Source organism: Rhodopirellula sp. JB055 (assembly GCF_043100905.1).
Lineage (GTDB): Bacteria > Planctomycetota > Planctomycetia > Pirellulales > Pirellulaceae > Rhodopirellula.
This window is the reverse complement of the sequence record NZ_JBICHO010000275.1, coordinates 1-15249: the sequence shown is the minus strand read 5'-3', so window position 1 is coordinate 15249 and position 15249 is coordinate 1. Positions and strand designations below refer to the sequence as shown.

Genomic DNA, 15249 nt, shown 5'->3' with positions numbered 1-15249 from the left:
ACGAATTCGATGCTGACAAAGTGGACGTCGCTGCAGTGATGTCCGAAGTCAAGCAAATGTTGAACTGATTGAATCTGAAAACTCGGGGCCCGAGTTTCCTACGAGCTCGCGCCCCGAGCATCTCGAAATAACAAACTGGACCGCCCGAGCGTCGATCGCTTGCGGCGGTTTTTTCATGTCCACAGAAGCTCGCTTTGCAGTTTGAATTCGTCAGGTCGTGCAAATCCACTGGCACCGCTACGATGACGATCGTTACGAACCACTCGCGCGATGATTGGTCGATGGACTGGACTTGGGAAGACGACGATGACGAATTGGTAACCGCCTATCATGAGGCCGGTCACGCGATCGTTGGCTGCGCTCTCGGAGCACAAATTGACCGGGTGTCGCTTTCTCAAGCCTCCATCTTCGATGACGAAGACGACGGCATGCCACACCGATTTGGTGACTGCATCGTCAATTGGGGACGGGTCGATCCAAGCGATCACTGGCAACGGCAACGAGAATTGCTAACGATCCTGGCAGGTCCGGTCGCAGAATTCGTCTATCAGAGCGGTGACGAGGATTTGCTGGACGTCAGAACATGGGCCAGCGATTGGCGACAAGCACAACTCTGTGCCGCCGCGATCAAGCCTCAAGCGTCACAACAAGTCCAATTGCTGCGGGAAGCGATCAACCGTTTGCGGAAAATCATCGCCGCGGCCCCGTGTTGGCCCGCCATCGCAGCCCTGGCTGATGAGCTGATGCTGGGCGACGAAGTCGAAGGCGAACAGGTCGCAGATTTGGTTCGGTTCTGGTGGAGCCGCGCGTGAACATCGCATGGGTTACGATGTCGGCCTGTTTTCCCCCAAGATCTTTCCCCCACGGAGTTGCCCCAGTGAAAACGACTGGCTTGTTGGAACCGAAACGAATGTGGATCGCCGCTCTCACAACGACTTGGATGCTTGGCACCTGCTTTGGTGCCGACCCCAGCCAGGTCGTTCCCGTTTGGCCATCCGATCCGCCCAAATGGGACGCCCCGACGGAACCCGAACGTGACTTCACCAAACCAACCGACAATCAAGTCGGCGGCCGACGCTTGATTCGCCTGGGAAACGTGTCCACTCCGGAAATGCACGTCTTTCCAGCCATTGATCAAAACGGCGAGCCATCCAAAACCGTGATGGTCATCTGCCCTGGTGGTGGGTTCTCGATCCTCGCGTGGGATTTAGAGGGCACTGAAATCGCTGAGCAAATGGTCACCGGCGGTGTGACCAGTGTGGTGTTGAAGTACCGTGTGCCGACCCGTTCGATGGATCCCAAATGGAAACCACCGGTCCAAGACATTCAACGTTCAATCGCCCTGATTCGGGCTGGGAAGGTCACGGGCAACGTGCCTGACCAAGTCGGCGTGATGGGTTTCTCCGCGGGTGGCCAGGCGGCTTGTCGTGCCGCCACCATCACCGAACGACAGTACGACGCGATCGATACAGCGGACCAGGAAATCAGCCTGCCTGATTTCGCCTGCCTGATCTATCCCGCGTGGTTGGTGAAAAATGACGCACCAAACGAACTGGATGGGTTTGAGATCAACGAGAACTCGCCACCGATGTTCTTGGTCCATGGTGAAGACGATCGTTTGACGGTCATGAACTGCGTGACCTTGTTCACCCAACTCCACAACGCTGGAGTGCCTTCCGCATTGCACGTTTTCACTGGAAGCGGCCATGGTTTTGGCGGACGCATGGATGATCGAGCGGACGACCTTTGGCCCGATCTTTGTTTGCGTTGGCTGCGTGACGAAAACCTTTTGAACGGAAACTGAGCGTTGGATCACACCTTGGATGTACCGCCGATTCAACCCGATCAAGAATGGGCGAACGCATGGACACACGGATTGTCGGCAATCCTTTGGTGTGGCGTTGGCGTGTGGCTAGTGAGAGCATCGACGGGCAATCCGGGGCTGGCGATCGCCTGCGGCGTTTACGCGGCATCGGTCGTCGCAACCTTTGTTTGCTCGACACTGTCACACGTGTTCCTCGAACGTCCCTGGCTGGACCGCTTCCGAGCGTGCGACCAAGCCGCGATCTACTTGATGATCATTGGAACGTACACGCCCATCGCTTACGCGTATTCCCCTAGCGGTTGGCGTGTTCCCTTGCTCACTGCGATGTGGGTGGCAGCGTTGGCGGGCTTCTTCAACAAAGCGGTGCGGATGCATCGCCTGCATTCAATCAGCGTGGTGTCGTACTTGTTGCTGGGCTGGCTACCAGCCATCCCATTGATTGCCAACGTGCCCGTCGAACTCGCCTATGCTATGTTCATCGGCGGTGTGCTCTACAGCGTCGGCACAATCTTCCTCATGAACGACCGACGCGCTCCCTACTTGCACGCAGTTTGGCATCTGATGGTTTTGCTGGCCTCACTCGTCCACGCGATCGGGATCGCTTGGTACGTCGTCGCACCCATCCAAAGCCCGTCACTGTAAGCATCGCCAACGCCATGGACGGTTCTGGAACCGCAACGACATCGATTGAAAATCCGTCCGCAGCAACCTCGGCGGCAATCAAATCCACGTAAGGCGTGATGAAACTGTTGAAGCTGAACTTCTCCGAGGTTTCCGTAACCGTCGCGATTCCCATGTTGACTCCGGTGAACACGTATTGCCCGTCGATTTCAACGAACGAACCTTCTCCCGAGTCACCGCCGACCAGCGTGAGTTCATCCAATCCGCCTCCCCCCAGCGGGTCATCCCATCGATAGATCAGCGATTCCGTGATGGCACCGGTGTTCAGTTCCACCGTTTGAGTCGCATCAATCGTGTCGGATCCGAACTGTGAGTTTTGACCTTGAACGATCATGGTCTGGCCCAGCATGCCGTAGTACCCGCCCCCCAGAACCGACAAGGGGGTGATCCCATCAGCCAACGGAACAGGCGCATCCAATTTGACCAACAATAAATCGCTGGCGTGACTCGTCCCGGCCAGCAGCGTCATGTCATCGGAATCCAGAAAGTCGTTCAGCAAGGTTGTTTGCAAAATCGTTGACGATTCAGCCGTGTAGGTGTGCCGAGTGCCGTCGGCTGCAACGAAGGTCGGGTTGATCATCCCCGTGTGAGCCGCCGTCACATAATGCTGAGGCGAGATCAAAACCGCTCGCTGAACAGCGACACCGGTAAGAAGAGAATGGTCCAACCAGAAATCAGGATTGAGCGAATCATCCACGAGAAACCGGTTGTGTCGCTCCGCTGAAAAGTTTGCAAACGTCGCCGCGGCAACAGAGTCCGTCAAAGCAAAGCTCAGTATAAAGGCGTAAAGCGTGATTCCGATCAAATGGCGAATGGACATGCTTCGCTTTCCGAGGTACCAGCCTTGCAAACTCAAAACTGTACCTGTCTGGTTTATTTCGCGGTCGACCGAGAATCAATTCCCCCGATTGGTTGTTGAGGCAGCTAAAATTTCGCATCAAAGCCCGCGGGACGACCGTCCAGCTTTGCCACGCGCCGTCAACGACCGTCGTTGTCTGGTGCTTCACCGCTTTCAAGCAGCATTTCCCGCGGGCGCTCAACCCCCACCGACACTCAGTTGGCGGTGACGCTCATCGCAGACGCATCACGGATTTCGACCGTGATGGGGAAACTGGCCACACCCCCGTCGTTGTTGGAGACCAAAAAGAACGAGCGTTTCCCGGGCTCGGCGACCGGATCGGCGGTGATGAAAAACTCTCTTTCATCTTCATTGGGAAGCACCAACAAGCCGCTCAATCCAATGTTGTCAACGTAGACACCATGCGCGGCATTGTGACCGCTGCCCTCTTTCCCAAACCGAACTTCGCCTTGGTTCACGTTGCCTTTCGAATCCTTGCCACGTCGCAGAACGATGCGAGCCGAAACGGTGGCGCCTCGTGGAATCACCAACGTCCAATCTTCCTGTTCCGGCACATCACGATCGATCGGTTGAATCATCGGGATCACGCTGGGACGCGATCCAACCGTCAATCCTTGGATGGTCCCCGCATTTCTCTCGACATAACGATTCAGAATTTCGGCGGACGCAGTGACCTGCAAATCAACCGGCTTCGCTGGCGTCTCGATCCCTTCGGGCACGAAGATCAATCCCTCTGCTGAAAATTGGTTGGGCTCAATCACAACCGGAAAATTAGAATGCCAGCCCGAAGGCAAGTCCCCGATTTCGAATGAGACTGGCCCATCAAACCCATCCATACGCTGAATTTTCAAGTCGATCTGTCGGCCGCCACCCGGCGGCAAACTGGCGTTCATCTTTCCAATTGAAGCGACAAAGGAAGGAGCGGCTGGCCGAATCCGCAATCGGTACTGAAAGTCCTCTGCGACATGGCCGCGCGTGTCACGAATGCAAACCGTGAACTCTCCGTCACGCGGAGCGACAAAGTCCAGGCGGCTCGACTTCCCAGCCATCCGGCTCGGGTCATCGTCGTTTTCATAGAAGATCTCAAACACCGGCAACCCGTTGGGTTCCGCCGCTTCTCGTTCTCCCAATTCGCGAACCACGTAAGCGGGTTCGCCCAGGGCATGAGTCGTGTGTGTCGTTCCAAAGAAAGTGTGACGGTTGCCCGCACCAGGATAAACGTCGAACCCGGAATCAGGCCCGCGAGGATGTCGCCATGTCTTGGTGACTTCGCCATTGGAATACAGGTACTGGTTCAACCCAATCTCCTGCCATCCAAACAATCGAAAATCGTTGACTTGATTGCTATTCTTGCCACGAAAGGTGAAGTACGTGTCGCGGACCGCTTGCAATCGGGCGCGCAAAAGTGGTTGCCCGGATTCATCCAGCAATCCAATCTTCGGATCCAGGTCTCCTGAGATGGGATCCGCTTCGATCACCCACGCTTCGCCCCGGCGAGCAGAGAATCGATAGCAATCATCGTCCCCTTCGGTCGCCAGCGTCCCGGTCACTTCCGCGCCCCGCGGAACACTCGCGATGCCATCAACAAACGCGAGCTGCGACTCCTGGAGAGTGATCAACGGTCCCAAATCCAAATGAATCGGAACCAGCGTTTCATCACGCCGAACAGCATCTTGAGGTTCAATGGCAGGCAACCGCCGTTCCACCACCCTTCCATCCATCAACGCAATCCGAGCCGTCAAACCATCGGTCGAGACGACCAAATCGCTCGGGGTCTCTCCCAGGGATTCCATGGCGCCGACAACAGACCAATCATCCGTCCGAAGCACTTTCGCATGGCCCGCTTCGCTGAGAATCACCAACCCATGACCATCGGGAGTCAACGCCATGCGAGTGATCGGCGATTCATCCACGAACCGTGTCTGCACGATCGGATTGATCGCGGGAGCATCCTTGGAAATCAATTTCCAAACACGCAGCCGATTATCCGCACTGCCAGCCAGCATCCAGCGTCCATCCTTTGAAATCAGCACGCAGTTCACTTCTGCGGCAGGCTGGCTGAGCGTGTCGAGACGTTCACCCGTGTCGATACGCCAAACCTTGGCCGTTTCATCCGCACAGGCTGACAACAGAAGCTCGCCATCGGGCGAGAACGCCAGGTCAAAGATGGCCCCGTTGTGACCGACCAACTCTCGGATCATCTCGCCCGAGACGGCATCCCAAATCAGGATCCTTCTGTCATAGCCCGCCGTCGCGATTCGACTGCCATCAGGAGAAAACTTGGCCGCATAAAGCACATCCCGGTGCCCCACCAATTCCCGCTCCACCGTGCCATCCGCAACACGAAACAGGGTGGCTAGTCCGTAACCGCCAGTCAGCCCCGAAGCAGCCAGCAGCAGTGTTCCATCCTGGTTGAACCTGAGCGAGTTGACCTTGCCGAGTTTCTTCGTGAGCCGTTTGGATTCGCCTGTGGATTGATCCACCAAAGTGATCGCACCGAAACGCGCGGTCGCTTCCCATGCCCCATCCGCCGACTGAGCAATTGCGGTCACAGGCAAGACAACGTCACCGGCAGTTTCAATTTCAGGCGTCTTCAGCGCACGCCGAATTGGCATGTCACCATCCGGCCCTGTTGCACCGTCTTCAATCCACTCCGCGAGAATGGCCAATTCCTCTTCACTCGGCCCTTCCATGTCATCCGGCGGCATCACAGGATCCATTTTCCCCGACGCCATCAAGAACATTCGGCTGCTGGAGGCCACACCTGGAGTGAGTGCCAAACCGGATTCGCCGCCGTTCATCAACGCGACGTGCGTGTCCATCGCCAGCCCGCCTTGCGCATCGTCTTCGGCGTGACAACCAACACAATACGTTTGCAAAATAGGAGCCACATCCTCCGCAAAGTCGACCGCGAACGAGTGGCAGGGAAACGCAAAAACAGCCACCAAAGTGAGGCCAAAAGTCTTCATCATCCAATCGCCTCAGTGGTTGTATGTGAACTCAACGCTGGTCAACACGCTCCAAGCGACGTCACGCATCGCGGTCGCCTGATCTTCGCCGTACTCGTCCATCACCGCAAACAAAGACTGTCGTTCTGCCGCAGTTGGATCTCGCGACAAAGCTCGTTGGAACAGCTTGTCGAGATACTCGTCCCGGCCCAAAGATTCCGCCACCGCGAGACTCGGCAGACTGCCGGGGTCGTCCAGTTTGGGATTCAGCGTTTCGCCATTGGAAAGGTGCAACACCTGAACCATCGACGGTTCAGCGTCCCGCTCACACTCGCAAACGATCTCACGAGGATTTCGACCGAACGTCTTCAAAAAATACGAGTCCACCGCGGAATCATAAAGCTCGATCGCCCGGGTCCCGGCTTGGTAGAAATCGGTCTTTTGCTTGTCAGCACCTGCAAACGCGATTTCGGTGAACGAGGTCGTTGTGCCCAGGACTTGGTCCATCGAATCAAGCAACACTTCCGCCATCAATCGCCGAGGTGCGTAGTGGCTGAGGTATTTGGGATCGTCCCGATTTGCTGCGACGGTCAGACTGCTGCGTTGATAAGTCTCACTTTGCAAAATCGTTCGCATCAACGTCTTCAAGTCAAAGCGGGCATCGATCAAGTGCTGCGCAGCAGCGTCGAGAAGTGCTTCATTACTGGCAGGATTGCTGAGCCGTAGATCATCCACTTGTTCGACCAATCCGCGGCCAAAGAAATTGGCCCAGACGCGATTGGTGATCGATCGAGCAAAGTAAGGATTGGACGGGTCCGTCAACCATTCCGCCAAGACCTCCCGTCGGTCGCGTGGGTCGTCAAACGCCATTGGCTCCGAATCAAGTGGAGCCGGCGGTTGAGGCTTGCCAAGCTTCGGCTGCACCAGTTCCCCCGAGGTTGAAACATACAATTGCCGTAACCCATCGCCGTTCCGCGAATCGCCGCCCCAACCTTTTGCTCGGACTCGCGAAAACAAGTTCGCCATCGCGTAGTATTGGTCGTTCGTCCACTTTTCAAGCGGATGATTGTGGCACTTCGCACATCCGATCGATAACCCCAAGAACGACTGGCATGCATTTTCGGTCATCTCCTCCGGCGTTTGATTGACGGCGAAAAAGTTGGTGGCTCCGTTGGCGGCACTGCTGCCCGTGGAGGTCAGTATCTCTCGCACCAACACGTCCCAAGGCTTATTCGTGCGGACGCTATCGTGAAGCCAGTCATAGTAGGACTTCACCGCCGCCGGACGAAGCTTGTTGCCGTTGATGACCAAGACATCGGACCATTTGTAAGCCCAATAGTCGGTGAAGGACTCCGCCGCCAGCAATTGATCGATCAACGTGTCGCGACGCTGATGTCTTGGTGCACTGAAATATTGCTCACGTTCCGACTGGGTCGGCAGACGCCCGATCGTGTCCAGGGTTGCCCGGCGGAGAAATGTTGCGTCGTCGCATCGGTCCGACGGTGGCAACCGCAGCGTCTGAAGCTGCTGCAAATTCAGAACATCTATAAAATTGCGGCGAGGAGCAGAGGTGTAAACTTCCGCATCCACCTTGTTCGGGTAGGGCACCGTCATGCGTGCCAGAGCGACTTGGCTGGCATACCACACCAACACCGCCGCTTCACCGCTTCCATTGATTTGCACACGCCCATCGCCATCAACACCCGCGACGGCCTCGTCCGTGGCAGTGAACTGAGCCCAATGCGTCACGTCACGTGAACTGCCGTCGTTGTAGTGAGCCGTTACCAAAACCTGAGAGTGGTCGCCGGGATGCAGCCGGGCGTTTTCCGGAGTCACTGTGATCTTTTCAATCAACGCGTCTTCGTCCGCAGGTGCTGCGGCCCCCTTGGCAATCCACTGAGCCAGAATCTTATAATCGCGTGAATCGGTGCTCAGACGCAAACCGCCCTTGTGAGGCAACGCCCCGGTGGGTTTCGCCAACAACAAACTCCGCCCCGGGTCCGCCATTTCAATTCGACGCCCGCGAGCCTGACGCGTGATTGCACGGAAATCGGCATCACTGTCATAGCCTCGCAGCGAAAGCACGAAACCGCCTTTGCCTGCCAAGGCACCATGACAAGCCCCCATGTTGCAGCCCTGCTTTGCCAGCACGCTCTGGACATCGTTGCGGAAACTCCATTCATGAGGATCGCCGGTGCCACTCACCGTCACCTCGGAAGAGGCGATTTCGCCGGAGCCAGTCGTCGCTGTCACCTGCACCGTTCCATCAGAAACAGCATGCAAGGTGTTCCCAACCACTCGGACGATCCCGGTATCAGACGACTCGATCACAACGTCATCGATCGCTGCCCCAGATTTGCCATCCTTCCACTCGGCCACCGACACACGCTGCAGATCACCAGCGTGCGACAGTTCGATCTGCTGCGGCAATAAAACAATCGCTGACTGGGCCGTTTCAGCGAAGCTATTCGCGACAAGGACGAATTGAACCGCCAAAAACGCGGTTGCCCACGGGGGTTGCCTCCTGAACAGAATTCTCACGCGAACAGCTCCTTGATCTCTCGAACGCCGAAGTCAACCAACGGAAACGGACGTCCGCCGGGTCCTGGCAATTCCGCATGCAGGTCCAAATCCATTGCCTTGAAAATCGTTGCAATGATCTCGCCCGGATTGGTTGGGCGATCCGCGGGAACGCCTCCGATCGGGTCAGATTTCCCGACGGCTCTTCCTCCAACCACGCCACCCCCAGCGAACGTACACGAGAAACACTGCGGCCAGTGATCGCGTCCACCCGCCGGATTGACTTTCGGTGTGCGACCGAACTCGGCCAGCCCACAGACCATCGTGTCATCGAGCAAACCACGATCATGCAGATCCGTGATCAGCGCGGAATAGGCTTGGTCGTACATCGGCGCGACGATCTTCTTCATGCCTTCGATGGTCGTGAACGGCTTGCTGCCGTGGATGTCCCAAGTGACTTCATTGAAGACCGTCAAGAACGTGTTGATGGTGACGAATCGCACACCGGCTTCGATCAACCGACGGGCCAGCAAACAGCATTGGCCAAATCGATTCATCCCATAGCGTTCCCGCACCGCCGTGGGCTCTTTGGAAAGGTCGAACGCAGCTCGAGCTTGTGGGCTGTTCATCATCCGGTAGGCGGACTCGAAGTTGGCATCGAACAACTTCGCTGATTCAGTCGCTTCGAACCGAGCCATGTGGCTCTCGATCGAATCCCGCATGCGTCTGCGTCGGTCGATTCGCACGTCCGGAAGCGACGCGGGTGGCAACAGGTCAGGAACCTTGAAGTTTGGCTTGCTCGGATCGGCCATCAACGCAAACGGGTCATAGGCTTTTCCAAGAAAACCACCGGCTTGTCCGTTGGGCAAATTTCCACCACCACGCCCCATCGTCTGCGGCAAGACCACGTGAGCGGGCAAGTCCGTCCGGCGTCCCTGCAAGTACTCGACGACGGCACCGGCATGCGGGTAGTTCACTCCGCCAGTGAATTGGCGACCGGTCTGCAGCATCTGCCATCCCGCATCGTGAACGGCGGCCGCGGTGTGATAGCACGACCGAACGATCGAAAACTTGTCGGCGATCTCCGCATGTTTAGGCAGGATCTCGGTCAACTCGAAATCGCCGCGAGTCGCAATGGTTTGGAATGGCCCGCGAACTTCCGCCGGAGCATTCGGCTTGGGGTCAAACGTGTCCATTTGACTGGGCGCACCTAAGTTGAAAATCATGATGCACGATTTTCGATCAGTGTTCTTTCCTGCCGCACCGGCCGCTTCCGCGGCCAGCAATTGTGGCAAGCCAAAGCCGAGCATTCCAAGGGTTCCAACCTGCAGAAAATCTCGCCGGGTGGTCCCGTTGCAAGTATGCGTCTTGGCACGCGAAGTCAAATTCAACATGGCTGCGGTTCCAGGGGCTGGATCGAGAGCCGATGATCGATGGTGGGGACGATCAGTGGGCGGATCAGGTGGGGCGGGAGTCGTCCTTCGACGAACTCAACCATTGTAGCTGAACACGACGGGGCAGTTGGGCTGCGTTTGGTGCATCTTCGCTTTGCTTTCCGATGAGATATGATTGCAGACAGAGACCCCAACCTCAGCAATCATCCCCACGATTCCCCTCGAGTCTGACATGTTCGATCACGTGTTCCGTTTCCGTTTGCCAGCTTGGTCTCCCGTTCTCGTTCTCTTTGCCACGTGTGTGTACGGCATGAACAGTTCCACCGCTTTGGCCCAGTCCTCCGATAGCGAAATGGTTTTGTTCGGGCCAAACGTTTCCTCGAACAACAAACTCACAACCCATGACGTTCGGATCGAACACCCGTCCAACGGCGAACTGAAGTTCACTGCTGCACCAAGCAACGGGTACCCGCATATTCAATTGGAATTCATGGACACGCCGCTTCGTCTGGACGACTTTGATGCGTTGGAAGCCGACGTGTTCAACCCTGGCAACAAACCGCTCAAGGTTGTTCTGTCGACTCGCAATCCAGGATCGCGAGGACGTGACGGCAGCAGTGCTGCGGCGGCGACCGTGCCAGCGAATGCGTCGGGTGTGATTCGGGTCGCGTTCGGCAGTTGGCATGGGCAAACCGACGTCTCCTTCGACTCGAGCAAGATTCGCTCGATCACCGTGATGCTCGAGAAACCGTCGGAGGCAAGCTCGCTTGTGATCCGAAAAATTCGTGCCGTGAGCGAAACGCAGTTGCTCGAACGACTGAAGACCACCACCTTCTTTCAAAAGCAAACCCCATTCTTCGGACGCGGAGTCAACATTGGCAACACCTTGGAAGCGCCTCGCGAAGGCGATTGGGGACCACGCTTGGAAGCTAAACACTTGGACCTGATTCAGCAGGCCGGCTTCGACTCGATTCGTGTGCCAGTCCGCTGGTCAACGCACGCTCAAACAAAGCCTCCGTACACGATTGATCCGACTTTCATGCAACGCGTCCGCTGGGTCGTCGACGAAGCACTTCACCGGGATTTAAGAGTGATGATCAACATTCATCACTACGAAGGTTTGTACGCCAATCCCGAACAACACTTCGATCGCTTCCTGGCGTTGTGGCGTCAAATCGCAGATGAATTCGCGGGTGCTCCGTCGGAGTTGGTGTTTGAAGTTCTCAACGAACCTCATGAGAACTTGGACGCAGGAAAATGGAATCGCTTGTTGGCACACGCGCTTCCCATCATTCGCGAAAAGCATCCTGAGCGAACGATCGTCGTTGGACCTGCGAATTTCAATTCCATTGATGCGTTGCAATTTCTAACCCTCCCCCAAGATCATTCCAACTTGGTTGCGACTTTCCACTACTATTCGCCGTTTCAATTCACTCATCAAGGTGCCGGATGGCTGGGTGATGAATCCAAGCAATGGAAAGGCACGACCTGGACCGGAACGCCCGAACAACAAAGGGCAGTTCGCAACGACCTCGATCGAGCTTTGCGATGGAGCGTTGAGCACGAAATCCCAATCTATCTCGGTGAATTCGGCGCCTACCAAGAAGCCGACATCGATTCGCGAAACCAATGGACTCGATTCGTCGCCGACGAAGCCATCAAGCGACGAATCGGAATTGCGTACTGGGAGTTCTATTCAGGGTTCGGGATCTACGATCCCCAAAAAGACAAATGGCGTCCAACCCTCCGCGACGCACTTATCGGGAAGAAGCTCCAATCGTTTGCGTTGAGCGTTGTCTTTTGGAACCCCGATCCGGGTCGTGGTTCCATCTCGACGGGCTTGGCAGCCAATCGTACCGGGCACGAACCGGGGGGATCGTTCGGCAACGATCTTCGCCCGGGACGGGGCCGGCGTTGGGAATGCCGTGTGGGCCTCGCTGATCGGCTTGTCAATTCATTCGTCAACGAGATTTCAACGCATGTAGGATGGGCACTCTTTCCCGTCCAAATTGCGGGTGTCGGCCAAGAGTGGCCAACCTGCAGCAATGCCGACAAACCGTGGCGTGCCGAATTCCCAAAATCATCGCCCCAACCCAACGGGGCGTCCCAACGAATCAACCATCCATCTCGTTCCGGGGTCAACCGAGCAGTTTGGCAAGCGTCGTTGCCAAGGAACGAAGTGAATCGTCGTTCTCCAAGCTGATCCGCAACTGAGGCCGGCCAGATTCGTCACGGTCCACGCACTGTGTCAATCGCTCGGTCAACTTGTCGACCGTTTCGTTGGACGGCGACGATCCATTGCCCATCAACTCGCCCGCCAATGAAATCGCGGCGGTCACCAACTGCCCGCTCGCAGCGGAAACCTTCTCGGTCCGCTCGGCAGCGAGCTTCTCCGCTTCGGCCTCGACTCGTCGCTGCTGACTTTCGTCGACCGGCGCCGCAATCGGCGGAGGTAAAATGACTTCCAGCCGCCGCTTGAGATCTTCCATCCCGCTTTGCATGGACACTTCGGACGCGTCACTGTCAAAGTTGAGCGACGCATCCGCAAGATCTTGCTTGGACGCCAGTGTTGTCAGCAAACCTTCTTCGATCGTCGGCGTCGGCTCACTGGTCGTGACCAACTTGTAAACATGAACGGGGTTCTCCTGCCCCATCCGATAGGCACGAGCAATGCGCTGTTCCAGGACCGCAGGATTCCACGGCAAATCCACGTTGATCACTGTGTTGGCGGCCTGCAGGTTCAGCCCCGTGGAACCAGCGTTGGTCATGTTGATCACCCGACATTCCGGGTCATTCTGAAACCGTGCAACCAGTGCAGCTCGCTTCTTTTGAGGCACTTGGCCGTCCAGCCGAACGTAGTCACAGCCGATCTCGTCAAGGCGGTTCTCGATGCGACTGAGCATTCGTCGCCATTCGCTGAACAACACGATCTTGCGACTCGGGTCAGTAATCAAACCCTCCAGCAATTCCGCCAATCGATCCAGTTTACTGCTGTATTCATCCGCCTCTTGATCCAGCAAGTAAGTGCTGTCGCAAGCCATCCGTGCCATCAGCAAACACTTCTGCATTCGCAACCGATCCATTTCGGTCATGAATTTTTTCGCAGCAATTTGGGCGACAATTTTCATATTCGCATCGTGAGCTTCCTTCTGTTCCGCGGTCGCTTCACAACGAATGATCTCGTCGGTGCGATCGGGAAGTTGCTTGGCAACCTCCGCACGCGTTCGGCGAAGCAACACGGGCCGCATCTTTCCACGCAGCACATCGAGTTGTCGATAACCAAGCGTTTTGCCTCGATCATCCACGATGTGATGCTGGTTGAAAAATTGATACGCAGGCCCCAGTAAATCATCGTCGATGAAACGCGTGACCGTGAACAACTCACCCAGACGATTCTCAAGTGGCGTGCCGGATAAAACCAACCGAAACGGACTCTCCAATTGCCGAATCACGTTGCTCGTTTTGGATTCCCAATTCTTGATCCTTTGGCCTTCATCCAAGATGATCAAATCCCAGGGCACGTTTTCAACAGCCGTTAAATCACGCAGCACCTGTTCGTAATTGCAGATCGTGAAGAAAGCATCCCCTTGGTATTGCTCGATTCGTTCATCCCCCTTCCCGAGGACGATCTGCGAGGAACGCCCGCTGAACCGCGTGATCTCATCTCTCCATTGGCTCTTAAGCGACGCGGGGCAGACGACCAACACGCGAGAAATATCGGAAAGGTTGGCGAGCAATTCGGCGACGCCAATGCCTTGGATTGTTTTCCCCAATCCCATGTCATCCGCCAGAATCGCTCGTCCTGCTCCAGCGGCGAAAGCGATCCCATCCAGTTGATACGGCAACAACTCAGCGTTCAGCAACTTCGTTCGCAGCGGGTGATCACTGATGGAAGCTCGAATCTGGTCGCACTCCTGACGAATGTGCTTCTGCATCAATTCACGTTGCAGAAACGCCTCCGCGTCGGGGTAGATTTTGACGTCGTGCCCGGCCGTTTCAATCGCATTCAAACGGTTCATCACCGTGTCCGCCACCAGCATTGGTTTCGCGGCGCCGTCCCCGACAATCTCCACGATCGATTCGTCCACCTTGGCTGGCAAATGAAACAACAATCCTTTCGGAGTGTCGCCATCAAATGTTCCGTAATGAACAGCCAAAGAAATCTGTTTGCGTTTGTAGGGTTGCCGCAGCTTCGCAGCGGAAAAACGACTCTTGAGCTTCGTATGAACATGCAAAATGTGCTTGCACGTCCCCAGCCGATTGGTGCGATAGTCGGGGCAAGTGCAATACGAGTCACCGTCATTCAATCCACGCACCGCAACTCGGTAGGTGCGACCGGAACGTTCACTGGTGACGACGTAATCCGTCCACGGCGTTTCCGTCTTCATCGACCGAACTCGCATGCGTTCTTCTTCCGCACGCTTGGTTCGCTCCGCAATCGCTCGCTCTCGAAGTTCCTTCGCGGTCAAATTTTCAAGCGGCACGGATTCGTCCGGCGGCATCGCCAGCCCTAAAACAGATTTCGCATCGAGCAAATAATCCAGCGCAGCTCCCAGGTGCTCGCAAGGAACCTCACATTGATCGCAATTCAATTGAAGCTGTTTTTTGCGATCCGAATTCAGCGTGATCGTCGCGATCGCAAAACCACTTTCGATCTCGGCATCTTCGACTCGCACTCGGAACAAATCCCCGCCGAGATAAACGTCTCGATCCGACTGAATCTCAAACGCTTGCCCTCCAGTCCGAATCAACTGCGGGCCTTCCTCTCCCAACAGCTTGACGGCTTGGTGATAAGTCAACGTGCCCAATCGCTGGTGAAAGACATTCGGGCGACGCTCCGTCTTCGTCGTCTTCGTTTTTCGTTTGCCCGCCGTTTTGGTTTCTGTCGCCATGTGTCAACGCTCCCTCTTTCCCAGCCACGATTTTGGTCCGATACCAGACACGCATTAGAGCGGATCCGGGATGCTTGAGCAGGTGGGGAGGTTGCGTTGGTCGTGGAGACGGACGGTAGCCAAGTGGTCC

Annotated in this window: 8 protein-coding genes and 1 pseudogene; 4 read left to right on the top strand and 5 right to left on the bottom strand. The window is 56.2% G+C overall.

Annotation, left to right across the window (positions count from 1 at the left end):
• Positions 1-281: 281 nt before the first annotated feature.
• The 3 genes and pseudogenes from ACF8AM_RS11145 to ACF8AM_RS11135 all read left to right on the top strand — a co-directional run.
• Positions 282-812, top strand: coding sequence for a cell division protein FtsH (locus ACF8AM_RS11145; protein ID WP_392555708.1), 531 nt, complete (start codon positions 282-284; stop codon positions 810-812).
• Positions 813-910: 98 nt separating this feature from the next.
• On the top strand, positions 911-1804 hold the full coding sequence (locus ACF8AM_RS11140) for an alpha/beta hydrolase (RefSeq protein ID WP_392555707.1): 894 nt from the start codon (positions 911-913) through the stop codon (positions 1802-1804).
• A gap of 3 nt (positions 1805-1807) precedes the next feature.
• Positions 1808-2353, top strand: a pseudogene (locus ACF8AM_RS11135) (hemolysin III family protein); the annotation flags it as partial.
• On the opposite strand, the gene ACF8AM_RS11130 reads toward ACF8AM_RS11135, so the two are convergent.
• From ACF8AM_RS11130 to ACF8AM_RS11115, 4 genes are all read right to left on the bottom strand, one after another.
• Complete coding sequence (locus ACF8AM_RS11130) at positions 2340-3326, bottom strand: PEP-CTERM sorting domain-containing protein (RefSeq protein ID WP_392555706.1); 987 nt, start codon at positions 3324-3326, stop codon at positions 2340-2342. The pseudogene ACF8AM_RS11135 and the gene ACF8AM_RS11130 sit on opposite strands and share 14 nt — an antisense overlap.
• Before the next feature lie 233 nt (positions 3327-3559).
• Positions 3560-6337, bottom strand: a complete 2778-nt coding sequence (locus tag ACF8AM_RS11125) for a c-type cytochrome domain-containing protein (RefSeq protein WP_392555705.1) — start codon at positions 6335-6337, stop codon at positions 3560-3562.
• Between the two features lie 9 nt (positions 6338-6346).
• Positions 6347-8809 (bottom strand): DUF1553 domain-containing protein, encoded by a 2463-nt coding sequence (locus tag ACF8AM_RS11120; RefSeq protein WP_392555709.1) that lies wholly within the window; start codon positions 8807-8809, stop codon positions 6347-6349.
• Positions 8810-8850: 41 nt separating this feature from the next.
• Complete coding sequence (locus ACF8AM_RS11115; RefSeq protein WP_392555704.1) at positions 8851-10227, bottom strand: DUF1501 domain-containing protein; 1377 nt, start codon at positions 10225-10227, stop codon at positions 8851-8853.
• A 232-nt stretch (positions 10228-10459) separates the two neighbouring features.
• On the opposite strand from ACF8AM_RS11115, the gene ACF8AM_RS11110 reads away from it, so the two are divergent.
• The gene (locus tag ACF8AM_RS11110) at positions 10460-12430 is read left to right on the top strand and encodes a glycoside hydrolase family 5 protein (protein ID WP_392555703.1); all 1971 of its coding nucleotides are present in this window, start codon (positions 10460-10462) and stop codon (positions 12428-12430) included.
• Here the strand turns inward: ACF8AM_RS11110 and ACF8AM_RS11105 are convergent.
• The gene (locus ACF8AM_RS11105) at positions 12366-15119 is read right to left on the bottom strand and encodes a DEAD/DEAH box helicase (RefSeq protein WP_392555702.1); all 2754 of its coding nucleotides are present in this window, start codon (positions 15117-15119) and stop codon (positions 12366-12368) included. The genes ACF8AM_RS11110 and ACF8AM_RS11105 overlap by 65 nt on opposite strands.
• Positions 15120-15249: the final 130 nt, after the last annotated feature.

Bases quoted from the DNA above. Each gene is read 5' to 3' on its own strand.
- ACF8AM_RS11145 (WP_392555708.1), top strand. From the start codon at position 282: ATGGACTGGACTTGGGAAGACGACGATGACGAATTGGTAACCGCCTAT.
- ACF8AM_RS11140 (WP_392555707.1), top strand. From the start codon at position 911: ATGTGGATCGCCGCTCTCACAACGACTTGGATGCTTGGCACCTGCTTT.
- ACF8AM_RS11130 (WP_392555706.1), bottom strand. From the start codon at position 3,326: ATGTCCATTCGCCATTTGATCGGAATCACGCTTTACGCCTTTATACTG.
- ACF8AM_RS11125 (WP_392555705.1), bottom strand. From the start codon at position 6,337: ATGATGAAGACTTTTGGCCTCACTTTGGTGGCTGTTTTTGCGTTTCCC.
- ACF8AM_RS11115 (WP_392555704.1), bottom strand. From the start codon at position 10,227: ATGTTGAATTTGACTTCGCGTGCCAAGACGCATACTTGCAACGGGACC.
- ACF8AM_RS11110 (WP_392555703.1), top strand. From the start codon at position 10,460: ATGTTCGATCACGTGTTCCGTTTCCGTTTGCCAGCTTGGTCTCCCGTT.
- ACF8AM_RS11105 (WP_392555702.1), bottom strand. From the start codon at position 15,119: ATGGCGACAGAAACCAAAACGGCGGGCAAACGAAAAACGAAGACGACG.